Annotated in this window: 20 protein-coding genes, 1 tRNA gene and 4 pseudogenes; 8 read left to right on the top strand and 17 right to left on the bottom strand. The window is 59.3% G+C overall.

The genetic code is table 11. From position 1 onward, the window contains the following. Window positions 1-306: 306 nt before the first annotated feature. Window positions 307-456, top strand: a pseudogene (locus PSH81_RS09885) (XRE family transcriptional regulator); the annotation flags it as partial. Here the strand turns inward: PSH81_RS09885 and PSH81_RS09880 are convergent. Next, window positions 444-1,319 (bottom strand): alpha/beta fold hydrolase, encoded by an 876-nt coding sequence (locus tag PSH81_RS09880; RefSeq protein ID WP_226456046.1) that lies wholly within the window; start codon window positions 1,317-1,319, stop codon window positions 444-446. The pseudogene PSH81_RS09885 and the gene PSH81_RS09880 overlap by 13 nt on opposite strands. Next, window positions 1,312-1,794, bottom strand: a pseudogene (locus PSH81_RS09875) (ATP-binding cassette domain-containing protein); the annotation flags it as partial. The pseudogene PSH81_RS09875 and the gene PSH81_RS09880, both read right to left, overlap by 8 nt. Before the next feature lie 2 nt (window positions 1,795-1,796). On the opposite strand from PSH81_RS09875, the pseudogene PSH81_RS09870 reads away from it, so the two are divergent. From PSH81_RS09870 to PSH81_RS09860, 3 genes and pseudogenes are all read left to right on the top strand, one after another. Beyond that, a pseudogene (locus tag PSH81_RS09870) lies at window positions 1,797-2,072 on the top strand (ABC transporter permease); the annotation flags it as partial. Window positions 2,073-2,083: 11 nt separating this feature from the next. Next, on the top strand, window positions 2,084-2,863 hold the full coding sequence (locus PSH81_RS09865) for an ABC transporter ATP-binding protein (RefSeq protein WP_305392405.1): 780 nt from the start codon (window positions 2,084-2,086) through the stop codon (window positions 2,861-2,863). Window positions 2,864-2,920: 57 nt separating this feature from the next. Beyond that, window positions 2,921-3,307, top strand: a complete 387-nt coding sequence (locus tag PSH81_RS09860) for a M20/M25/M40 family metallo-hydrolase (RefSeq protein WP_305392404.1) — start codon at window positions 2,921-2,923, stop codon at window positions 3,305-3,307. A gap of 5 nt (window positions 3,308-3,312) precedes the next feature. Here the strand turns inward: PSH81_RS09860 and PSH81_RS09855 are convergent, their stop codons facing one another. The 8 genes and pseudogenes from PSH81_RS09855 to PSH81_RS09820 all read right to left on the bottom strand — a co-directional run bounded on the left by PSH81_RS09855 (window position 3,313) and on the right by PSH81_RS09820 (window position 8,808). Beyond that, window positions 3,313-4,224 (bottom strand): ADP-ribosylglycohydrolase family protein, encoded by a 912-nt coding sequence (locus PSH81_RS09855; protein ID WP_226456048.1) that lies wholly within the window; start codon window positions 4,222-4,224, stop codon window positions 3,313-3,315. Between the two features lie 134 nt (window positions 4,225-4,358). Further along, window positions 4,359-4,577 (bottom strand): annotated as a pseudogene (locus tag PSH81_RS09850) (hypothetical protein); the annotation flags it as partial. A gap of 183 nt (window positions 4,578-4,760) precedes the next feature. Then, the gene (locus PSH81_RS09845) at window positions 4,761-4,892 is read right to left on the bottom strand and encodes a hypothetical protein (protein ID WP_268945288.1); all 132 of its coding nucleotides are present in this window, start codon (window positions 4,890-4,892) and stop codon (window positions 4,761-4,763) included. 203 nt (window positions 4,893-5,095) lie between these two features. Then, window positions 5,096-5,171, bottom strand: a tRNA-Gly gene (locus PSH81_RS09840). A 60-nt stretch (window positions 5,172-5,231) separates the two neighbouring features. Continuing rightward, window positions 5,232-5,792 carry a CDP-diacylglycerol--glycerol-3-phosphate 3-phosphatidyltransferase gene (gene pgsA / locus PSH81_RS09835; protein ID WP_003232771.1) on the bottom strand — a complete coding sequence of 187 codons (561 nt, stop codon included), beginning with the start codon at window positions 5,790-5,792 and terminating at the stop codon, window positions 5,232-5,234. 32 nt (window positions 5,793-5,824) lie between these two features. Further along, complete coding sequence (gene uvrC / locus PSH81_RS09830; RefSeq protein WP_192300387.1) at window positions 5,825-7,648, bottom strand: excinuclease ABC subunit UvrC; 1,824 nt, start codon at window positions 7,646-7,648, stop codon at window positions 5,825-5,827. Between the two features lies 1 nt (window position 7,649). Continuing rightward, window positions 7,650-8,291 carry a UvrY/SirA/GacA family response regulator transcription factor gene (gene uvrY / locus PSH81_RS09825; RefSeq protein WP_032886613.1) on the bottom strand — a complete coding sequence of 214 codons (642 nt, stop codon included), beginning with the start codon at window positions 8,289-8,291 and terminating at the stop codon, window positions 7,650-7,652. A gap of 151 nt (window positions 8,292-8,442) precedes the next feature. Continuing rightward, on the bottom strand, window positions 8,443-8,808 hold the full coding sequence (locus PSH81_RS09820) for a helix-turn-helix domain-containing protein (RefSeq protein WP_192300386.1): 366 nt from the start codon (window positions 8,806-8,808) through the stop codon (window positions 8,443-8,445). 81 nt (window positions 8,809-8,889) lie between these two features. Here PSH81_RS09820 and PSH81_RS09815 point away from each other — a divergent pair, with 81 nt between their 5' ends. Beyond that, window positions 8,890-9,129, top strand: coding sequence for a DNA-binding protein (locus PSH81_RS09815; protein WP_192300385.1), 240 nt, complete (start codon window positions 8,890-8,892; stop codon window positions 9,127-9,129). A gap of 34 nt (window positions 9,130-9,163) precedes the next feature. Here the strand turns inward: PSH81_RS09815 and PSH81_RS09810 are convergent, their stop codons facing one another. Beyond that, on the bottom strand, window positions 9,164-9,595 hold the full coding sequence (locus PSH81_RS09810; RefSeq protein ID WP_305392403.1) for a GNAT family N-acetyltransferase: 432 nt from the start codon (window positions 9,593-9,595) through the stop codon (window positions 9,164-9,166). Further along, window positions 9,596-10,345 (bottom strand): carbon-nitrogen hydrolase family protein, encoded by a 750-nt coding sequence (locus tag PSH81_RS09805; RefSeq protein WP_305392402.1) that lies wholly within the window; start codon window positions 10,343-10,345, stop codon window positions 9,596-9,598. 609 nt (window positions 10,346-10,954) lie between these two features. Here PSH81_RS09805 and PSH81_RS09800 point away from each other — a divergent pair. Both PSH81_RS09800 and dkgB read left to right on the top strand, forming a co-directional pair. Beyond that, window positions 10,955-12,034 carry a 3-deoxy-7-phosphoheptulonate synthase gene (locus PSH81_RS09800; protein ID WP_305392401.1) on the top strand — a complete coding sequence of 360 codons (1,080 nt, stop codon included), beginning with the start codon at window positions 10,955-10,957 and terminating at the stop codon, window positions 12,032-12,034. 149 nt (window positions 12,035-12,183) lie between these two features. Continuing rightward, window positions 12,184-13,002: a 2,5-didehydrogluconate reductase DkgB gene (gene dkgB / locus PSH81_RS09795; protein ID WP_305392400.1), complete on the top strand. Its 819-nt coding sequence runs from the start codon at window positions 12,184-12,186 to the stop codon at window positions 13,000-13,002. Here dkgB and PSH81_RS09790 read toward each other — a convergent pair. From PSH81_RS09790 to PSH81_RS09770, 5 genes are all read right to left on the bottom strand, one after another. Continuing rightward, window positions 12,999-13,421, bottom strand: coding sequence for a chemotaxis protein CheY (locus PSH81_RS09790; RefSeq protein ID WP_305392399.1), 423 nt, complete (start codon window positions 13,419-13,421; stop codon window positions 12,999-13,001). The two genes, dkgB and PSH81_RS09790, sit on opposite strands and share 4 nt — an antisense overlap. Before the next feature lie 124 nt (window positions 13,422-13,545). After that, a complete protein-coding gene (locus PSH81_RS09785) occupies window positions 13,546-17,160 on the bottom strand; it encodes a transporter substrate-binding domain-containing protein (protein ID WP_305392398.1) in 3,615 nt (1,204 codons plus the stop codon). A gap of 1 nt (window position 17,161) precedes the next feature. Further along, on the bottom strand, window positions 17,162-17,788 hold the full coding sequence (locus tag PSH81_RS09780) for a response regulator transcription factor (protein ID WP_192300378.1): 627 nt from the start codon (window positions 17,786-17,788) through the stop codon (window positions 17,162-17,164). Between the two features lie 262 nt (window positions 17,789-18,050). Beyond that, window positions 18,051-18,767, bottom strand: coding sequence for an MgtC/SapB family protein (locus tag PSH81_RS09775; RefSeq protein WP_192300377.1), 717 nt, complete (start codon window positions 18,765-18,767; stop codon window positions 18,051-18,053). A 479-nt stretch (window positions 18,768-19,246) separates the two neighbouring features. Further along, a complete protein-coding gene (locus tag PSH81_RS09770; protein ID WP_192300376.1) occupies window positions 19,247-19,591 on the bottom strand; it encodes an FKBP-type peptidyl-prolyl cis-trans isomerase in 345 nt (114 codons plus the stop codon). A gap of 174 nt (window positions 19,592-19,765) precedes the next feature. Here PSH81_RS09770 and PSH81_RS09765 point away from each other — a divergent pair, with 174 nt between their 5' ends. Continuing rightward, the gene (locus tag PSH81_RS09765; RefSeq protein WP_226456055.1) at window positions 19,766-21,256 is read left to right on the top strand and encodes a PAS domain S-box protein; all 1,491 of its coding nucleotides are present in this window, start codon (window positions 19,766-19,768) and stop codon (window positions 21,254-21,256) included. The last annotated feature ends 65 nt before the right edge of the window (window positions 21,257-21,321 follow it).

Genomic DNA, 21,321 nt, shown 5'->3' with positions numbered 1-21,321 from the left:
AGGTTTGAATAAGTGTCACAGGAGCTCCGGGCAAGCGACCCCTGGATGCGGGCAACGCGCTCGCCCCAGAGTAGAAAATTGGCTGAGCCTCAGGCCATGATCCGAACACCGTGTCCTGAAGCAAAAAAAGCGCCGCGCAGGGAGCGCAACGCTTTCCACAGACATAAAGCTAATCGATCTTAAAAAGAACAAATAAATATCTTTTTGGAATTAACTTAAGCCTTCTCGCGCCGGCTATCTGCGTCTGATTATTAAAATAACAATAACTAAAAGGTATCAATAAGTACAAAATATGAATTTATAGTTATAAACGTGTCGGAGACCGCCTTTCTCGAGCATTGGGCTTTCGAAGGCGTGGCCGTGTTGTCGGCGAGCCGGAGCAAACGCCTGGTCAGCGCCAACGGTGCATTTATCAGCTGCGCACTTTATCAACTGAAGCCAGCTCAACCGGACGAACCTGGACGCTGATCAAGTTTTTTCATCAGCCTCTGGAACGCCGCCAGCACCTGTGCAGGCCGCTCCAACATCAATTGATGACCACACCGCTCCAACACCTCAAAGCTACCCGTTGGCAGCTGTCGGGCGAGCGCTTCACCCCCACTGGAGGGCGTCAGCCCGTCGCTGTCTCCCGCTAACACATAAGTCGGCAACGTCAGTCGGGCCAGGGCATCGGCGTCGGGCCATTGGGCGTTTTGCAGTAGAGACTTGAACACATACAGACGATTGCGACGGGTCAGGTTTTCCTCGTAGGCCACCAGCCGGGGATCGGCTGCGCAGTGCCACGCACGCTGACGAAAGCCCTTGGCCAGCAACGGCCGCAGCAGCTCCAACACCCAGGCAGGCAGAGACATCAGACCACCACGGCTCAACGGGCGATGCAGTTGTGTGCCTAGCAACAGGGCGCCATCCATGGTCACCTGCGGCAACCTGCGTGGAAGCTCCAGCAAGGCACTCAACCCCAGTCCGGTACCAAAGGAATGTGCAACCAGGATATTCCGACGTGCAGCGTAGCGGCTCAGTATTTCCAGCTGATCTGCCACCAGTTCCGACCAGGCATAGGCCTGCGGCTGGCGCGGCTTTTCACTATCGCCGTGCCCCAACAGGTCCCACGCCACCAGGCTGTATCCCTGATCGGACAACGACTGCCATAACTCGCGCCATTGATCCTTGTGGCCACCACCACCATGCCCGAAGAACAAGACTGTATCTGCCTGATGCGTGCCTGGTTGATAAGCGATGCTCAGGTACCGTCCTGGACGGATTTCCACCCGCTCGCCCCGCACCAGAGGTAAATCAGAAAATGCGTGTAAATCAGTCATGAGTGGGACAAGCCTCTTTGAATTCAAGGTTTTGAGGAGTGACTGTCGAAGGGAGGACGGTTCTGGAGAAGCCACGCAATAAGGTCTGGGTATAAGCGTGTTGCGGATGGACCAGTAGCGTTGCCGCTTCCCCCTGCTCCACCACATGCCCGCCCTGCATCACGGCAATGCGATCACACAGTCTGGCGGCCACTCGCAAATCGTGGGTGATGAACACAATGCTCAGCTTGAGCCGACGTTGCAGGTCTTCAAGCAACTCGAGAATCTGTACCTGGATCAGCGCATCCAGAGCGGAAACGCATTCGTCCGCGATGAGTATTTTCGGCTCCACAGCCAAGGCACGGGCGATACCGATACGTTGGCGCTGGCCACCGGAGAACTCATGGGGATAGCGCTCGAACGCCGTGGCGGGTAGCCCAACCAACGCCAAAAATGAGCGCGTGCGCCGCTCGGCCTCGGCCTTTGAGTGCCCCTGTTCAGCAATTCACCCAGGTGCTGCTGCCGGCGGCGTTGCCGAGTATCGCCACCGGCGTGCTGCACGCGCTGGCATTCGCCTGGGTCACCGCGATAGGCAGTGAATTGTTCCTGTCCTCCGGGGCGGGCCTGGGCAATCTGATGATGAACGCAGAGGCCGGCTCGCGCATGGAAGTGATCGTGCTCAGCGTGCTGTGCATCGGCTTGCTCGGCTACCTGATGACCCTGTTATTCACCCTGCTGAGCCGCCACCTGTTGCGCTGGCGCAACCTCCGTTGAAAGGCCCTGATATGAACGCAATCGCTTCCCCGCTATACCTGCAAACCGGTGCGCTGCAGATTCGCGGCCTGAACAAGACATACCAGATCGAAGGCCGTTCACTGCCGGTGTTGCACGACATCCAGCTCGACGTGCGCCCTGGCGAGTTTGTCAGCATTGTCGGCGCCAGCGGCTGCGGAAAATCCACTTTGCTGCGACTGATTGTCGGCCTGGAAGCCGAATACGGAGGCGATATTTTGCTGGACGGCAAGCGTATCGCCGCCACCAGCCTGGAACGCGGCATCGTGTTCCAGGACCATCGCCTGTTCCCCTGGATGACCGTCAGCCAGAACATCGCCCTGGCCCTGAAAAACCACAAGCTGGCCCAGGTGGAGAAAGACCGTCAGGTAGCTGAACACATCACGCTGGTGAACCTTGAAGGATTTGAAAATGCCTACCCCCATCAGCTCTCCGGCGGCATGGCGCAGCGCGCCGCGATCGCCAGGGCGCTGATCAACAAGCCAAAGGTGTTGCTACTGGATGAACCGCTGGGCGCCCTCGATGCCTTGACCCGCGTGCACCTGCAACGCGAGCTGCAACGCATCTGGGTACAGCAGCGTTGCACGGTGATTATGGTCACCCACGATATTGAAGAGGCGTTATACCTGGGAGATCGAGTGATCGTGATGGACGCACATCCGGGCCGAATCAAGCATGAAATTCGGGTAGACCTGCCCCATCCGAGGGACCGGACATCATCAGTGCTACAGGGGTACAAGGAGCAGTTGCTGGAAGAATTGGTAGGGCATTGAACCTGCCGCTTACCGGGCAACTGGAGCAGGCCACCACCCGCTACCTGGCGTTTCATCATGGCGATTGCGGTGTGCGGGATCATCGGCGGGCCGCTGTCGACTTCGATCATGGCGCACTTCGCCGGTGACTTTCGCAGCCGTGGCAAGAACGTTGGGGTGATGCACGCTTGCGGTCACGACGCGCATATGGCGATGGCGCTAGAGGTTGCCGAGGTGTTGGGGGCCCATCGCGAGCAACTGCCAGACACGCTCAAGCTGATCTTCCAACCGGCCGAAGAAGGGCCGCCGCTCGGCGAACAAGGCGGTGCGCAATGGATGATCAAGGACGGCGCGCTGCAAAGACCGCCAGAGGCATGCGACCTTTCCGTGGACCGGCATCGACCCTGTACCCGTCGTGCCTGCAATCGGTCTGCTGATCGCGGATTAGTCCACAACGATGGGTGAGCGTCCTAATCAAGCTCACCCACCTGCATCAACGCATCGGCAGTCGCCTGAATATGCTCACGCATCCACACCTTGCCCAGCCAATCCCCCGGAATACCCTGCACACCATAATACGCACCGGCAACCTGCCCAGCGATTGCCGCCGTAGTGTCCGCATCATCCCCCAAATTCGCAGCCATCAACACAGCCTCAGCGAAGGTACTTGTCTGGTGAAAACACCAGAGTGCCGCTTCCAGCGAAGCGACTGCATAGCCAGAGCCCACAATGTCTGCGCGAGACTTTTCACGGTAGGTCCCTTCAGCGATTGCAATCACGTTTGGCTCGATCAAGCCGGAACTTTCTACCTGCAGCAGCTGCTCTTTTGCCTCGCCATTTAGCGCATTGGCAATCACCATCGAAAGTACCAGACAGCACTCCACCGCTTCCTGAGCGGCGTGTGTCGTACGGGAACTGTCGGCCGCAAAGGTGTGGATTCGATGGGTATCTGGGAAGTAAAACAGCACGATGGGGGCCAGACGCATCATTGAACCGTTGCCGGCCGAGTAGCGATCCGTGGATCCGGCAAAGGGATCGCCATTTCTTTGAAAGTCAGCCAATGCCTGGCGCACCGTCAGGCCGATATCGAAGCATTCGCCGGTAGAGCTCCAGTAACCCGACGTCCACCATTTCAGATAGCGTTCCATCTGATCTACGGGGTCGAAACCGTCTTTCTGCAACATGCTTTCCGCCAAGCAGAGCGCCATGGATGTGTCGTCGGTCCACTGCCCAGGCTGAAGATTAAAAGGCCCTCCGCCCGTCATGTTCGTGACCGGTGTAAAGGACCCGCGCGGCATAAACTCGACAGTTGTTCCCACAGCATCGCCACAGGCCAGGCCAAGTAGGCAGCCACGAAAACGATCCGATAGAGAGATAGGCATTTGTGATGAACTCATAGACAGATTCAGGTCACGCCACTATTCCAGTTCCGCCCCGCTCGGTCTGTAGGTCACGACTGGCTGAGTTGTGCGATGCGCGTAATCGCTGCGGCGCCATTGAGAAGTGGCTATCGCCACTACATTGACTTGACCGAAACCACTTCGGCAAAGCGGAACTTTTTTCTGGCTGCCTTGGTAGCTTCTTACTCGACAACGAGGGAGCTGAGGGTATCTGCCTCATGCACTATTTCGAGCATTTTACCTTCAAACTCATTCCCAACTCGTAGCGTCACTCTGAGCCTGGGCGTGAAGCCTTTTGATACCTTGTTTTTCTTCACCGCTTTTACTGGCGGCGTAACCGCCACTTCCGCGACGGTTTCCTGCATTAGGGAGGGATTTCACCGGCTGGATTATTGCGCTTGCGCATCTTGAGTTGGATGCTGTTTGACCACCTTGCGCGCTTCGTCGCGATATGCACGTGCTTGTTTCAGGCTGACTGCAAGGTAGCAGCCAAAAGACATTTTTACTTGCTGACCCGCTCAGTAAAAACGGAACAACCATCGTTTTTTGCCGTCGACAGGCACCATGAAGCACAGGCCGTCAAAGTTGCCAAGGGTGTAGGTTTTATCTGTAGGCTGGGCGTGCCGGATGGCCATATCTGATAGAGGCATGGTGAGCTCCTGTTAGAGAGCCAGCACCCGATGCTCGTCTGGCGACCTGAGAGGATCCAGCAACAATACGAATTTGAGCCTTTCCGAAAAAACCACTCAAAAAGGTACTGGATTACCCTGGTTTTCCGCAGAAACGAAAAAAGACGCCGAAGCGTCTATTTCGCTGACCTCCAGAATCCAGTGGATGTCTGTAGATCTATATTTGGAGCGGGAAACGAGACTCGAACTCGCGACCCCGACCTTGGCAAGGTCGTGCTCTACCAACTGAGCTATTCCCGCTTGGTGATGCGCATTCTATAGAATTCTTGAAGCCCGTCAACCTCTTGATTCAAAAAAGTTTTATTTCTTTTCAACGGTGGTGCGCAGATGAGGCCAGGCAGCGCGTAAATACTGGAGCATGGACCACAACGTCAGGCCCGCCGCGATCAGCAGCAGCGCGTAGCCAGTCAGCACCCAGAAGGAGAAGTCCGATGGGTTGGCCAGCAGGATGACCAGCGCGAGCATCTGCGCGGCGGTTTTCCACTTGCCCATGTTGGACACCGCGACGTGGGCGCGGGCGCCGATTTCGGCCATCCATTCGCGCAGGGCCGAGACGACGATCTCGCGGCCGATGATCACGGCGGCCGGCAGGGTCAGCCACAGGTTGCCATGTTCCTGCACCAGCAAGACCAGCGCCACCGCCACCATCAGTTTGTCGGCCACCGGATCGAGGAAGGCACCGAATGGCGTGCTTTGCTCCAGGCGGCGCGCCAGGTAGCCGTCGAGCCAGTCGGTGGCGGCCGCAAAGGCGAATACCGAACTGGATGCGGCATAGCTCCATTCGTACGGCAAATAGAACAACAGAATGAAAATCGGAATAAGCAGGACGCGTAGAACGGTAATCAGATTAGGGATATTCATCGGCACAACTGGCTACGAGGTGGAAAGGCATTCTATTCGCTATGCAGATTCGCATAAATCAACTCAGCGAGCTTTTTACTGATACCGGGAGCTTTGGCTATTTCGTCAATGCTGGCACGGGATAGCTCCTGCAAGCCACCAAAATGTTTAAGCAAGTCGCGACGTCGCGTCGGGCCGACCCCCGCCACCCCTTCCAGGGTTGAGGTTCGTCGGGTTTTACCACGGCGGGCACGGTGCCCGGTGATGGCGAAACGGTGGGCTTCGTCGCGGATTTGCTGGATCAGGTGCAACGCAGGTGAGTCGCCCTTCAAAGTGAACTCATGGGCGGCATCATTCAAGTACAACGTTTCGAAACCGGCCTTGCGTGTGGCGCCCTTGGCCACGCCGAGCAGGATCAGGTCAGGCACCGCCAACTCGTTGAGCACGTCACGGGCCATGGACAACTGGCCCTTGCCACCGTCCACCAGCAGGATGTCCGGCAGCTTGCCCTCGCCGTCCTTCAATTTGCTGAAGCGTCGCGTCAGGGCCTGGTGCATGGCGGCGTAGTCATCACCGGCGGTGACGCCTTCGATGTTGTAGCGCCGGTAGTCGGACTTGATCGGCCCTTCCGGCCCGAACACCACGCAGGACGCCACGGTGGCCTCGCCGCTGGAGTGGCTGATGTCGTAGCACTCCAGGCGCTGTGGTGGTTCGTCCAGGTTGAGGACTTCGGCCAGCGCATCGAAACGTGCGGCGACGTGCTGTCGATTGGCCAGGCGCGCGCCCAGGGCCTGTTCGGCATTGGTCACCGCCAACTGCTGCCAGCGCGCGCGGGTACCGCGTACACGGTGGCTGATGTCGAGCTCACGGCCGCGCAGCTCGTGGATCGCCTCGATCAGTGTCGGGAAGTCTTCGTGCACCACGTTGACGATCAGCTCGGACGGCAAGTCGCGTTCGGGGCTACTGACGTAATACTGGCCAAGGAACGCGGCCATGACTTCGGCCACTTCCTCATCGATACCGGTCTGCGGGAAGAAATTCTTGCTGCCCAGCACACGCCCACCGCGCACGCTGATCAGGTGCACACAGGCGCCACCGGGGTTGACGAAGGCAGCGATCACGTCGACGTCACCAGTGCCGCCTTCCATGCTTTGCTGGTCCTGCACGCGACGCAGCAGGGAGATCTGGTCACGCAACTCGGCGGCGCGCTCAAAATCCAGGGTGCTGGCGGCCTGCTCCATCGCGGCGGACAGCTCGTCGGTGAGCGCATTGCTGCGTCCTTCAAGGAACATCACCGAATGGCGTACATCTTCGGCGTACTCGGCCGGCTCCACCAAACCCACGCAAGGCGCCTTGCAGCGCTTGATCTGGTATTGCAGGCACGGCCGGGTGCGGTTCTTGTAGAAGCTGTCTTCGCACTGGCGCACAAAAAAGGTCTTTTGCAGCAAGCTCAGGCTTTCACGAATCGCCCCGGCGCTGGGGTACGGCCCGAAATACTTGCCCTTCTGCTTCTTCGCACCGCGGTGAATGCTCAGGCGTGGGAAGTTGCCGTCGGACAAAAACACGTAGGGGTAGGATTTGTCGTCACGCAGCAGGATGTTGTAGGGCGGCCGCCATTCCTTGATCAGCGTCTGCTCAAGCAACAGCGCTTCGGTTTCATTGGCGGTGATGGTGGTTTCGACCTGGGCGATGCGTGCGACCAACGCTGCTGTCTTGGGCGCAAGGCCGCTCTTGCGAAAATAGCTCGCCAGACGGTTCTTCAGGTTCTTGGCTTTACCGACGTAAAGCAGGCGCGCCTCGCTGTCGAACATGCGGTACACGCCGGGGCGGCCACTGCAGGTTGAGAGAAAGGCACTCGGATCGAACGGCGTGGTCATGTCAGGCGCTGGCGTCCACCATGCCGTGGCGCACTGCGAGCAGGGTCAGTTCAACATCACTGCTGATGGCGAGCTTCTCGAAAATGCGATAGCGGTAGGTGTTGACGGTCTTGGGCGACAGGCACAGCTTGTCGGAAATCGTCTGCACCTTCTGGCAACCGACGATCATCAAGGCGATCTGGATTTCCCGCTCAGACAGCGCATCGAACGGCGAATCGCTGACCGGCTGGAAGGATTTGATCGCCAACTGCTGGGCAATCTGCGGGCTGATGTAACGCTGGCCGGCAAACACCAGGCGAATGGCTTGCACCATCTCGGCCAGGCCGGCGCCCTTGGTCAGGTAACCCGCCGCCCCCGCCTGTAGCAAACGGGTCGGAAACGGATCTTCCTCACACACCGTCACCACCACGACCTTGATGTCCGGATGGCTGCGCAACAATTTGGTCGTGGCGCCAAGACCGCCGATGCCAGGCATCTTGACGTCCATCAACACCACATCGGGTTTCAACTCCCGAGCCTTGATCAGGGACTCTTCCCCGGACTCGGCCTGGCCGACTACTTGCAGGCCATCGATGTCAGCCAGCATTCGTGTAATGCCTGTACGAACGAGATCATGGTCATCGACTACTAGCACCCTAATCAAGCAGACACCTCGCGATATGGTCTTATAGGTTGCTGAACACCTTAGCAAAAAACCAAGGCGCAGACCTAGCTACACGCGTCATATATATAGAGTTTGGGTACACGGCAGTCGTCCGCCAAACAGCGAACGCCCGGGTTTGCGGGGGAAAGGCTCAGGAATCCCGGTGCTGCGGCTTGGCCTTGCCATTCAGCGAGGCTGAATGCTCAGCCAGGGTCGACGTCAGGCGGCGGATTGCATCCTGGTCTTCCTTGAGCATCGAGCGGTAATCGACCAACACTTTCTCTTCAACTTGACTCAATTGGTCCAATTGAATCGGCGTGGGACTGCCTGTCAACACGAACAAAATATCCACACCTCGCTCGGCAACCCTGGAGAGGTAGTCGGCTTTGGGCGCCCGCCCGCCACTTTCATACTTGCCTTGTGCGTTAGCTTCAACGCCTCCTATCTCACCAAAAACTTTTTGCGACAGGCCAAGTCGCTCTCTTTCTTGCCTCAAACGCGAACCGATTCCACTCATTTGGATGTATGATCCTATTTTGCACACCTCAAGAGGTGACACATCATCTCTTTATTAAACAAACTTGAACGGTTTTGAACTATGCCCGGAATCCGTACTGCTGCACAAGCCAAGGCCTGGCTAGAACATCAAGGAAAGTCAGTGCAAGCGTTCGCCCGAGAACATGGCGTTGATCCGGCAACCACCTATCAAGTGCTCGCTGGGCGCAAAAAGGGACGACGTGGAGAAGCCCACAAGGTAGCGGTCCTTCTGGGCATGAAAGAAGGGATCATCCTTTCTGAGGCTGATGGCCAAAACAACGATCAGGAAATCGTCTCCTGAAGCCAGTATGCGCTTATTAGGATTCAGTGCAGGGTTAGCTTGATCGACAGGTGCGCTCCATGCGCCAAAAGCAGTCTTCCTCACCGACGATACTCAGCCCCATGCGCTGATACAGCCCTCTTGCCGGGTTGGTCTTGAACACAGTCAAACGCAACAAACCCTGCCTGCATGCCTTGAGAGCCATCTGCTCCAGCACCCAACTCCCTGCACCCTGCCGGCGACAATCTTCGAGCAAATGCAGTTCGCGGATATACAGTGCCCGGCTGTCTCGGCTCAGGCTGATAAAACCCAGGACACTGTCGTCACGGCAGATCAGCCAGTTTTCCCGGCCGGCCCAAGCCGTATCAAACCCCTCGTTGGACCACAGCAAACCGTACTGCGTGTAATAGCGCCCCATGGCCTCATGGGTCAGCGTTCGTGCGAACGGCAGGTCGCGGTCTGTGGCTGCGCGCAGGTGGAATGCCATTTACACGACCACCACTTGGCCAGCCCACTCCCCGCCCTCACGCCGGGCAAGCACCAGCGCGTCACCGACGCCCGGCGCAGCAGCAAGCAAACGACCACCAGCGGCCCAGATCGCACTGCGACCGGCACACACATAGCCACCGGACGGGCCGCCATGATTGGCCATCAACACCAGCAAGCCATGTTTGGCGGCATAACCTTGCAACAACGTGCTGTCAGTTGCGTAGCCTGCTTCGCTGATCAATACACTGGCGGCGTAAACCGTCGCACCCGCTTCAGCGGCAGTATGCGGATGACTGGCGTGGGAGAAGTCTGCACAAACTGCCAACGCAATCCGGTCGTCCGCCCACTCCAAAACCGCACCGCCCTGCCCCGCAATAAACGCGGCTTCTTCGCCTGGGTGCAGATGCTGTTTGGTGTACACCGCCAGGGAACCGTCCGCCCCCAGTACCAATGCGCCGATCATCACCCCCGCTTCAGGTGCCAAGCGGATTGGCATCCCCACCACGGCGGTCAATCGCAGCTCCCGCGCCATCTCACGCAACGGCGTGAGCAACCTGTCCTCTGGTGTTATCGCCAGCTCGGCAGCCAAACACGGCTCATAGCCAGTCAACGACAACTCCGGAAACACCAACAGCTGCACGGCGTGCTCCGCCGCCACACGCATAAAGGTCAGGTGCCGCTGCAGATTGGCCCGCACGTCGCCCGCGATAGAGAGGGATTGAGCAGCAGCAAGGGTTAAGGCAGTCACGGTCGCGTCCCGGCAATCATTGTCAAAGTATGACAAGCATATCTCGACCGATAGCCGTGGGTAGCCCCGCGCCATAGAAATTACTGATTGAATCCTCCTGCATGCCTCGAGTAAGCTCCCCCCATCATTTGGAGACACACCATGTTGCAACTCACCCACACTCAGGTTTGCCTTGCTGCCAGCGCCCCGCGCCTGGTGTCGGCTACCCGCGTGAACGGTTCGAGCGCACCTGTCAGCTTTTATTTTGGGTATTGGTTTAGCCACTGACGCGCCTGATACCTGAAATCGGCGCCCACTACTCAAGGGGTCGCCTACCAGAGAAATCTAACCCCCGGTCGGCTCCCCGACCGGGGGTTTTGTTTTTCAGGCCCTTATAAATTCAGCAAGAACACTTAAAGGACACACGACATGAACTACGCCACCTATTACCGCTACGACACTTCCACTGCATGGCGATTTAGCAAGCTCCGTTCGGGACAGCCTGCCGCCTCCGATCGGTCACCTATTGGTGGCAAGCCAACACACGTAGCCGATACGGCCAATTGTCGAACACCCCAGTAGGGCCAAGCGTGCGGGAATAACCCGCCGCTTGCCCAGGAAGCCTTGAATATGAACTCTGCCACCGCCGCTTTGCCTGTCACCGATCTTTCCAGCGCCAATGAAGCCCTGACCCTGCGCCTGCCCAGCTCCCTTGAGCTCAAGCATCAGTTGCCCCTCAGTCCGTTCCTCAACGAACAAGTCCACAACCATCGCCAAGCCGTGCGCGCCATCCTCAATGGCGAAGACTCACGCTTGCTGGTGATTGTCGGCCCGTGCTCGATCCACGACCCCGAATCGGCCATGGAATACGCTCGCAACCTGAAGAAACTGGCCTTGGATGTCAGCGACCAGATGCTGCTGGTGATCCGTGCCTACGTCGAAAAACCGCGCACCACCATCGGCTGGAAAGGCCTGGCCTACGACCCGCATCTGGATGGCAGCGATGACATGGCCGCCGGCCTCACCCTGTCCCGCCAGCTGATGCGCGAAATGTTGCGCCTGGGCCTGCCGATTGCCACCGAACTGCTGCAACCCATGGCCGCCGGCTACTTTGATGACCTGCTCAGTTGGGTCGCGATTGGTGCGCGCACCACCGAATCGCAGATTCACCGTGAAATGGCCAGCGGCCTGGGCATGCCCGTGGGCTTCAAGAACGGCACCGACGGCGGCGTCGCGATTGCCTGTGATGCGATGCGCTCGGCGTCCCACCCGCACCGCCATTTCGGCGTCGACAGCCAGGGCCACCCGGCGATCATCCAGACCCCTGGCAACCCCGATACCCATCTGGTGCTGCGCGGCGGTCACCGTGGGCCGAACTACGATGTGCAAAGCGTCGCGCAGGTGAAGCACGACCTGGCCAAGTCCAAGGTGGCGGCGCGGATCATGGTCGATTGCAGCCACGCCAACAGCGGCAAAGACCCGCTACGCCAGCCGGCGGTGTTCAATGAGGTGCTGGAACAACGCCTGCAGGGCGATACCTCGCTGGTGGGCATGATGCTCGAAAGCCATCTGTTCGAAGGCTGCCAGCCGCTGAGCGCGTCGATGAAGTACGGCGTATCGGTGACCGATGGTTGCCTGGGTTGGGACGGCACCGAGCAACTGTTGCGCAGTGCGGCCGAGCGTTTGCGCATGCAAAACAGAACCGACTGAGAGATGACGGCCAACCGATGGGAGGGCGCCCCCTCCCACGGTCGGATTCGTGACCTGCGGTAAAGACTCCTTTTCAGATTCGACGGTTTTTCCGAAGGCGTGAGCAGCAGATACTCGACGCTACTGTTCACCCCCTTCAGGAGTTACTGATGTCTGTCCCTACCCAAACCGTTCCGGCCTTCGGCCTTGGCACCTTCCGCCTGCAAGGCAAGGTGGTGATCGACTCCGTGAGCACCTGCCTGGAGCTGGGCTACCGCGTGATCGACACCGCGCAGATCTACGAAAACGAAGCCGACGTCGGCCAGGCGATTGCCGACAGCGGTATCCCGCGTGATGAACTGTTCATCACCAGCAAGATCTGGATTGCCAATTTCGCTGAAGGCCAACTGATCCCAAGCCTGCGCGAAAGCCTGCGCAAACTGCAGACCGACCACCTGGACCTGACCCTGATCCACTGGCCGTCGCCGGAAGACCAAGTACCCGTCGCCGAATTCATGGGCCAGTTGCTGGAGGCCAAGCGCCTGGGGCTGACGCGCCATATCGGCATTTCCAACTTCACTGTCGACCTGATGAAACAGGCGATTGCCGCGGTCGGCGCCGAACACATCGCCACCAACCAGATCGAGCTGCACCCCTACCTGCAAAACCGCAAAGTGGTGGATTTCGCCAGCGCCAACGGCATTCAGATCACTTCGTACATGACCCTGGCCTATGGCGAAGTACTGAAAGACCCGGTCATCCAACAGATCGCCGAACGCCATCAAGCCACGGCAGCCCAAGTCACCCTGGCCTGGGCCATGCAGTTGGGTTACGCGGTGATCCCGTCGTCAACCAAGCGCGCCAACCTGGAAAGCAACCTCAAGGCCTTGGAGCTGACCTTGAGCGCCGCCGACATGGCACAGATTGCCGGCCTGGAGCGTGGCCATCGCTTGACCAGCCCCAAGGGTATCGCGCCGAAATGGGATTAAACCCCGGGCGCCGGCGTACGGGATAATTCCCGCAGCCACGGCAACACGCGCAAGCCACGGGCCGCCGTCGGGGGGTCGATGATGTCCATGAAGTGTTCAAGGTTGACGTGGTCCGGCACCCCCGGCAAACGCACGAGCACCGCTGGGGCGATACCAGCAGGTTGGCGAAGGTCCAGGTGGTCGTAGACCAGCACATGACGTACCTGAGGCTGCGGCCCGCTGGCCTGGGCCGCGAGCCCCGCGTTGATGATCAGCACATCAAACGGCTTCGCCGGGATGGCAGTGAGGATCTGGACTTCATCGAAGGTCTGCACCGGCACTATCCGGTGATACCCCAGTTGGTTGAGCATTTTTTCGATGTGCAGCCGCTGCAGGTGCTGTTCATCGGCAATCAGGATGGTTAGTGCTTTGTTCGGCATGGCAAACCCCTGGGCAGGCAGCGCTCGTCAGTGAGCGCCGCCCATTTTCCAGACATCTTCCGAAGACAAAATCAGGCTTGTTCCCCCTTCGCGTAGGAGTTCTCCCAAACCCACCGAACGGTACTCAAGGTTGATTGCAATAAACGCTCAATCTCTGCTGCAGATCAGCGCAAGCGTCACTCACCGCGTCAACCGCCGCCCCAAGGGCCGTCTTGTCCTTGGCTTCACACACCGCCTCCAGCGTTTCACAACAGCTGATCAGCGCCTGCGCCTTGACCATGCGCGCTCCGCCCTTGGCCCGATGCGCAACGTCGTGCAACCTGGCAAAGTCGGCCTCTTGTCGCAGCGTCGGCAATAACGCGCGATCCGCTTCCAGGCTGTCGAGCAGCGGCGTCAACAATTCCTTGAGAGCGCCGCGATCATTTTCCGTCAACGCGATCAGCGCGCTCAAGTCATACGCCTCGACGGCATTCGCCGCAGCGACGCTCGCCACCCGCGAGGCCAACGCCGCTCGCAAGTCATCCAGCCCGGTGGGTTTGAACAGGCAGCCATCCATTCCCGCTTGCCGGCAGCGCTCGGTTTCTTCCGGCTGCGCATTGGCCGTAAACCCCAGGAGTAAACACGGCACCAGCCCCCGTGCCTGCTCTTGAGCACGAATATCCTGCGCCAGCTGGTAGCCGTTCTTGAGCGGCATATTGCAATCGGTGATGACACCATCAAATCCCCCCGACTGCCAAAGCGCCAGCCCCTGAACACCGTCTTCGGCGGCGGTGATTCGGTGCCCCAGGAAGCTCAACTGTCGCGCCAACAACAAGCGGTTGGCCGGATAGTCATCCACTACCAGGATGTTCAATGCCCGGGCGGGTGGAGTGTGTGCAACCGCTGCTCCCGTCTCGAGCGCTGACGCCGCTGCCAGGTCCAGTTGCATTCGCACATCAATCCGCGTGCCCTGCCCCAGCACACTGCTCAACTGCAACTGCCCCCCCAGCATTTCGCACAAGTTGCGGCTGATCACCAAACCCAGGCCGGAACCGCTGCGCACCGACTGCTCGTTGTTGCTGCCCTGGATAAACGGGTTGAATAGCCGCTGCTGATCTTCAGCGCTGATGCCGATCCCGGTGTCCAGCACCCACAGCCGCAATATCAGTTGGTCAGCCGTCACCTCCCCTTGCGCACCGAGCAACACCTGGCCGCTGGCGGTGAACTTGATGGCATTACTCAGCAGGTTGGACACCACCTGCTTGAAACGCAGGGGATCGATCAGCACCGTGCGATCAATTGATGGGGCCAGTTCAACCTGCAGCGCCAGGCCCTTGGCCCGCGCCAAGCCCTCGAATACCCGCGCCACGGACATCAACAGGTCGCGCAGGTTGGCCGGCTCCAACGCCAGAGAAATATGCCCGGTCTCAATGCGGGCAATGTCGAGAATATCGCCGATCAACTCCAACATGCCGTGGGACGCCACCGAGGCAACCTCCAGCGCATCACGATCAGCCCGGCCCTGCTCGGCGTTTTTCAACGCCAACTCGATCATGCCGATCACGGCGTTCATTGGCGTGCGGATCTCATGGCTCATGGTCGCCAGAAAAGTCGTCTTGGCGCGGTTGGCAGCGTCGGCCTCGTCCTTGGCGTCCTGCAATTGGCCCAACAGGCGCTGGCGCTCGCTCACATCCACCCAGCCAGCGATCATGCCCACGACCTTATCGTTGCCATCGCGGTACGGCAGCATCCACTGGTAGATCGTCAGGACATCCCCCGAGGGCAACCGAAGTATCCGGTCATGAATCTGCGGCTCGCCCCGGGCCATCAACTGCAGGTAGTCCTCATGAAACGACTGGGCCTGCGGCGGGTTGCCGGTGTCGGTTTCCACGACAGTCTTGCCGATCACATCCTCGAGCTTGAAGCCGAACACATCGAGGTAGGCGTTGTTGCAGGCCATCAAGCGGCCCTGGCGATCACGCACATAAATCGGGTGCGGCGTGCCGTCGATCAGCACACTCATAAAGCGCATCTGATCACTCAGCGCCCGCTCCGCCTGGGCCCTTCGGCGAATCAGGTTACGCAGGTAGATCGCCCAGCCCAGGGTAATCAGCAACAACAGCGCCGCGAGGCCGAACCCTTGAAGAATTGCGTTGCGATGCCGCAGCCAATAGCTGTCCTGGATGATCACCTCACTGCGCCAGTGGTTGCTCAGTTCGTCCATTTCTTCGGGCGTGATGCTCAACAGTGCTTTATCCAGGATCGAGTACAACTCCAACTGGCTGCGGTTGACGCCAAACGTCACACGTGCCGGTTCCGTGCCGACAGTGCTGGTCACCCTCAAGCGATCGCGGTAATAGCGGGCAATCATGTAGCGCGCACTGAGGAGCGACAGCACGGTCGCGTCGACGTTGCCACTGGCCACCATCGCCATGGCTTGCTCAGGGCTTTCGGTATCAACAAAGACGATGCCGGGATAGTCGCGGGCAATTCGCTCGCCCAGGCTGTTGCCTCCGACAAAGGCCAGGCGCTTGCCGTGCATATCTTCCAGCGTGATCGGGCTATTACCCTCAATGCGGCTGACGAGTACATAGGGACTGCTCAGGTAGGGCCGGGTAAAACGGATCTTGTCAGCGCGTTCATTGCTGGGGGTGACGACCGCGAGCATATCGACACTGCCCGCACTGGCTTCGTCGATTTGACGAGGCAGTGAGTTGCCCTTTACCACGTCGAATTTCAGCCCCGTACGCAAGCTGATCCGCGACAGTACCTCGGCACTCAAACCCTCGAGCTGCCCCTGCTCGTTGAAAAATGACAGTGGCAGAAACTTATCCAGAGCGGCCACTTTCACCCGCGGGTGTTTCTCCAGCCAACGTTGCTCGCGTTCACTCAGGCGCAGCCGGTCAACTTCCATGGCCCCGCCGCCACCGGCGCTCCAACGGCGCAGGATTTCCATCTGCGTGGTCACCGGCACGGCCGCCAACGCGGCATTGAGGATACGTAGCAATCGATCATCACCCCGGGTGATCGCAAACGCGAAAGGGTTGACTTCCAGGGCGGAAAAATCCGCCATGCGCACGTTATTCAGGTAGTTTTTATTGATCAGGTAACGCGTGCTGATCGCGTCGCCCAGGTACACATCCGCCTGCTCGAACGCGACGGCCCCCAGCGCCTCAAAGGACGAGGCGTAGAGCAGCAAATGGGCGCGGGGGTAAAATTTCTGTACCGCCTCGGGCTGCATATAGTGATACAGCATGGCCACGCGCTTGCCGGCCAGGTCGGCACTCAAACCCTGGGCTTCTGCGCTGCGGGTCGCCAGCACCGGTTGGTCATTGGCATAGGAGCGCGACAGCGCCAGTTGCGGGTCTACCGCTTCAAAACCGTTGGCGGAGCCGAGAAAATCCACTGCGCCCTGCTTGAGCGCCTCGATGACTTCGTCGCGGGTGTCGTAGCGACGGACCTCTACCCGGATATTCAACGCCTGCGCCACCAGCGCCGCGTAATCGGCGGTGATGCCTTCGAAATCCTCACTGTTGCTCATGTCGAAGGGTGCGTAGTCGGGGGCCGATACGCCCATCGATAACACCCGCCGTTCGCGCAGCCAGCGCCAGTCGGCTTCGTCCAGCGCGACATTGGGGTTTTCGAGGCGAGAGTGGCCCAGCAACTGCAGCGAGTAAGGTTCGTCAAGGGCTTGCGCCGCCAGGGGCAACAGGCTCACCCAGAGCAGCGCGACCAACCCTCGCAGCGCGCGGGCGTTCATTTCAGATCAGCTGATTACGTTGCGCGAACTTGGACAAGTGCACCACCGACGACATGTGCAATTTCTCCTTGAGTCGCGTCTTGTAGGTGCTGATGGTCTTGTGGCTCAGCAACATGTCCTCGGCGATTTCCTTATTACCCAGGCCCAGGGCCAACTTCTGCAACACCGTCAATTCGCGATCAGACAGTGCTTCCACCAGTTCAATCTCGGACGCTTGCAAATCATCACGGCGCACTGAACTGGTGGGCAGGCTGGGGAAACAGCTGTAGTTGGACATCACTGCCTTGATTGCTTTTTGCAACTCGTGCAGCTCACCCGTCTTGGCAACAAAACCCATGGCTCCAGCGCGCATGCAGCGGGTGGAAAAAAACACTGCGAGGTACGAGGTCAACACCAGGATCTTGCATGGCAAGCCCAGCGCCTTGATGCGGCTGATCACTTCCAAACCGCCCAGCTTGGGCATCGCCAAGTCGAGGATAATCAGGTCGGGGCACTGTTCGCGAGCGATCTGCATGGCATCGGCGCCATTGCCCGCCTCGAAGATTTCATTGAAACCTTCCTGCTTTAGCAGAAAGCGAACCGTGGCACGGATGAACGGGTGGTCATCCACAATTAAAGCTTTGCTCATTAAGACTCCCCTGAAGGACAAATTAATCTGACACATCACACGGGACCCAGCTACCTGTGAGAATTGACAGTTCCGACGAGCGGTTCCGCACTTTTCCAGATGCCAGCCAGGCAGTGCCTGGTCCCTCCAATTGAACAACACCATTGATGCCTGAAGTTCTGCGCAGCCTCTTAGGTAGCAGCAAGCGCGCAACCTTAACAATGAAGTGATGTTTGAACTGAAGGGATAGTCCTGACTGCGTGTAGGATTTATCCGTAGGAAATCAGTCAGTCGTGCTCGGGCTCCAGAACGCCTGCACCACCAGGCTGGAGTTGGATATGCGTGTCACCAGTGCATCCAGCTCATCGCCATCGACCGACGTCGCAACCAAAGTGGCCTCGATCTCCACCTCTTCACTGCCGAACGGCCGCACATCCACGTCGCTGGCCGGGTAGTTGCACCGTGCGAGCTCGGCTTCCAGCAACACCATTACCGCCTGCTGCTGACTGCGCTGCGCGATCACATACAGAATGTTGGTGACCTCCGCCGACACCACATCCAGCGGCTGGCGGTTGATGTTATTGACGATCGGCCGCAGCAACGTGTTCGCTGCCAGCACAAACAACGTGCCCAGCAGCGCTTCGAGGATCAGGTCGGCACCGGCGCAAGCGCCGACGGCCGCCGACGCCCACAGGGTGGCCGCAGTATTCAGCCCGCGCACATTGCCCTCTTCGCGCATGATCACGCCGGCCCCCAGGAAACCGATGCCCGAGACCACGTATGCCACCACCCGCACCGCCCCTTCCGCGCCGCCCAGGCGGTTGGCCATATCGACAAAAATCGCCGCCCCCACCGCCACCAGCACGTTGGTGCGCAAACCAGCCGTGCGCTGGCGATACTGGCGCTCGAAGCCGATCAAGCCGCCGAGGATAAACGCCGCACTGAGACTGACCAGGGTGTCGACCAGCGAGTCGAGGTTGATGTTGTTGATTGCCTGCATAAGAAATCTCCTCAGTTCATTGCCAGCCACATTGATGGATGTGGCTGCTGCGCGAGAACACCGTCATGCAGGTACGACCCGCTGCGCCACGCCCATCGGGTAGGCGCAGTCAGCTTGGCCCGCCCGCCGTAAAAGGCAGGCGCGTCCGTAGCATCCCGAAATGGCTCGGGTGCTGGTCAGCGTCGATGAGAGGGAGTCCGGCAGGCGCCAGGACTGGCTGCTGCCGGGATGCCGCTTCTCGCGTGTATTGGCGAGACAACGGCATCGAAAGAATGCGCGTTACCTTGCCGAGTATCTGCCGGTAACCAGAACCGGCCGACGACTGTCGCTCGAACAAGTACCCACTGAGGGTCTCCGCTATTGATAAAACCGCGCCAAGGTTACGCCCCGACTACAGGCGAGTAAACCGTAGGAAAGTTACTACATGACGAATAAGACGCTTCTTCAGGAGCGGTTCAGCCTGCTTGCGTCAGAACACTTCAATCATCCCGCGTCAGCACTTCGAGCAATTCAATCTCAAAACGCAGGTTGCTGTTGGGCTGGATATGCGCGCCCATCGAGCGCTCGCCGTAGGCCAGGTGCGCCGGCACGAACAGCGTGCGCACACCACCGACTTGCATGCCCATCAGGCCTTGATCCCAGCCCTTGATCACACGGCCCGTGCCAATTACGCACTGGAACGGTTTGCCACGCGCCCACGAGGAGTCGAATACGGTGCCGTCTTCCAGGGTGCCCGTGTACTGGGTAGTGATCAGTGCACCTTTGACCACGGTTTTGCCATCGCCCAGGCGGATGTCAGTGATCTGGAGTTGGTCGTTGTTCATGGCAAATCCCGTTGAATGCGCAAAGGCTGGGGTTTTCCCAGAATTGGTTGGGTTTGGCAAGCGCTTCAGGGTGGCACACGCAAGCCCCTTGCCAGTGGTTTGACCGCGTACCTTGCACTATCGCGAACCACAACTGTCCTAATCTCATGCCCCCCTCGCCCGCTCGGAGCCCCCATGACCCAGGATGTCCTCGCCAAAGAAACCAACCGCCGCCAACTCCAGCAGATCATCTCCGGCCTGTCCGACGGGATCATCCTTGCCGAAGTCGACCAGACCCTCCTCTGGGCCAATGAGGCGGCGCTGAACATGCATGGCGTGGACGACGTGATGGCATTGGGCGCCAACACCCAGGAATACGCCGAGCGCTTCACCTTGCGCTATCGCAACAACCACCCCGTGCTGCTGGACAACTACCCACTGGCCCGTGTGGCGGCAGGCGAGGAGTTCAGCGACGTGGTGGTGGAAGTCACCCCCACTGCCGATCCGGACAGAACCTGGGTCCACCGCCTGCGCAGCCTGGTGATCAGCGATTCCCACGGCGCACCGGAGCTGCTGGTGCTGATCCTCAGCGATGCCACCGAGTGGGCCAGCGCCGAGCAACGCTTCGAAAAAACCTTCAACGCCAACCCGGCACCCGCCGTGATCTGCCGCTTGAGCGACCTGCGCTACATAAAGGTCAACCAGGGGTTTCTGGAGATGACCGGCTACAACCGCGATCAGGTCATCGGCAAATCCGTGTACGAGCTGGATGTGCTGGAACAGGCCGAACGCAAAGACCTGGCGATTGCGCGCCTGGGCGAAGGCGCGACGATCCCGCAGATGCAGGCCGAGCTGAAATTGCCCGGGGGCGGCAGCAAGCTGGTGATCGTCGCCGGGCAACCGCTGGACATGAACGAGGAAGACTGCATGTTGTTTTCCTTCACCGACCTGGAGCCGCGACGCAAGGCGGAAACCGCCCTGCGCCAGAGTGAAGAGCGCTTCGCCAAGTCGTTCCGCCTGACGCCGGTGCCGACATTGGTGTGCAACGCCGGCAACCGCCAGGTGGTGGATGTCAACGAAGCCTTCATGAGCATTACCGGCTATATCAGTGAGGAGCTGGTCGGCAAGGCCATCGAAGACATCGATTTCATCGACAGCCCCCAGGCGGGCACACAGTTGTTTGCCACCCTGGAAAAGTCCGGCAACCTCGACGGCCAGGACCTCAAGGTGCGTAAGAAAGGCAACGAGGTGATCGATTGCGTGGTGTCCGCCGACACCGTGATCATCGATGACGTGCCCTGCTACCTGCTGGTGATGATGAACATCACCGAACGCAAGCGCTCGGAGCTGGAGCTGGTGGCGGCCATCGAGGAGGTGATGCAGGACGCATCTTGGTTCAGCCAGACACTGATCGAAAAACTGGCCAACGCCAAGAGCGTCAACAGCCCCAACCAGCCTGCCATTGCCTTCACCGACCTCACGGCCCGTGAACGCGATGTACTGGGACTTATCTGCGAAGGCTTGGCCGACAAGGAAATCGCCGCGCGCCTGAAACTGGCGCCCAACACCGTGCGCAACCACGTGGCCACGGTGTACTCCAAGCTGGGGGTGCACAGCCGCAGTGCGGCCATCGTTTGGGCCCGTGAACGCGGGCTGTTTGCCGGTGAACTGCGCCTGAAAAAATAGGCCGGCCAAGTGCAAATGCACTAGTGCAGCTAGTGCGAATTCGCCTTATTGCGGCGCCAGGCAAG

Origin of the sequence: Pseudomonas sp. FP2335 (genome assembly GCF_030687535.1) — a bacterium.
Classification (GTDB): Bacteria; Pseudomonadota; Gammaproteobacteria; order Pseudomonadales; family Pseudomonadaceae; genus Aquipseudomonas.
This window is presented reverse-complemented; position numbering and strand designations above follow the sequence as displayed.

Excerpts from the sequence above, each read along its gene's own strand:
- PSH81_RS09880 (WP_226456046.1), bottom strand. The coding sequence starts at position 1,319 with ATGACTGATTTACACGCATTTTCTGATTTACCTCTGGTGCGGGGCGAG.
- PSH81_RS09865 (WP_305392405.1), top strand. The coding sequence starts at position 2,084 with ATGAACGCAATCGCTTCCCCGCTATACCTGCAAACCGGTGCGCTGCAG.
- PSH81_RS09860 (WP_305392404.1), top strand. The coding sequence starts at position 2,921 with ATGGCGATTGCGGTGTGCGGGATCATCGGCGGGCCGCTGTCGACTTCG.
- PSH81_RS09855 (WP_226456048.1), bottom strand. The coding sequence starts at position 4,224 with ATGCCTATCTCTCTATCGGATCGTTTTCGTGGCTGCCTACTTGGCCTG.
- PSH81_RS09845 (WP_268945288.1), bottom strand. The coding sequence starts at position 4,892 with ATGCCTCTATCAGATATGGCCATCCGGCACGCCCAGCCTACAGATAAA.
- pgsA (WP_003232771.1), bottom strand. The coding sequence starts at position 5,792 with ATGAATATCCCTAATCTGATTACCGTTCTACGCGTCCTGCTTATTCCG.
- uvrC (WP_192300387.1), bottom strand. The coding sequence starts at position 7,648 with ATGACCACGCCGTTCGATCCGAGTGCCTTTCTCTCAACCTGCAGTGGC.
- PSH81_RS09820 (WP_192300386.1), bottom strand. The coding sequence starts at position 8,808 with ATGAGTGGAATCGGTTCGCGTTTGAGGCAAGAAAGAGAGCGACTTGGC.
- PSH81_RS09815 (WP_192300385.1), top strand. The coding sequence starts at position 8,890 with ATGCCCGGAATCCGTACTGCTGCACAAGCCAAGGCCTGGCTAGAACAT.
- PSH81_RS09810 (WP_305392403.1), bottom strand. The coding sequence starts at position 9,595 with ATGGCATTCCACCTGCGCGCAGCCACAGACCGCGACCTGCCGTTCGCA.
- PSH81_RS09800 (WP_305392401.1), top strand. The coding sequence starts at position 10,955 with ATGAACTCTGCCACCGCCGCTTTGCCTGTCACCGATCTTTCCAGCGCC.
- dkgB (WP_305392400.1), top strand. The coding sequence starts at position 12,184 with ATGTCTGTCCCTACCCAAACCGTTCCGGCCTTCGGCCTTGGCACCTTC.
- PSH81_RS09790 (WP_305392399.1), bottom strand. The coding sequence starts at position 13,421 with ATGCCGAACAAAGCACTAACCATCCTGATTGCCGATGAACAGCACCTG.
- PSH81_RS09785 (WP_305392398.1), bottom strand. The coding sequence starts at position 17,160 with ATGAACGCCCGCGCGCTGCGAGGGTTGGTCGCGCTGCTCTGGGTGAGC.
- PSH81_RS09780 (WP_192300378.1), bottom strand. The coding sequence starts at position 17,788 with ATGAGCAAAGCTTTAATTGTGGATGACCACCCGTTCATCCGTGCCACG.
- PSH81_RS09775 (WP_192300377.1), bottom strand. The coding sequence starts at position 18,767 with ATGCAGGCAATCAACAACATCAACCTCGACTCGCTGGTCGACACCCTG.
- PSH81_RS09770 (WP_192300376.1), bottom strand. The coding sequence starts at position 19,591 with ATGAACAACGACCAACTCCAGATCACTGACATCCGCCTGGGCGATGGC.
- PSH81_RS09765 (WP_226456055.1), top strand. The coding sequence starts at position 19,766 with ATGACCCAGGATGTCCTCGCCAAAGAAACCAACCGCCGCCAACTCCAG.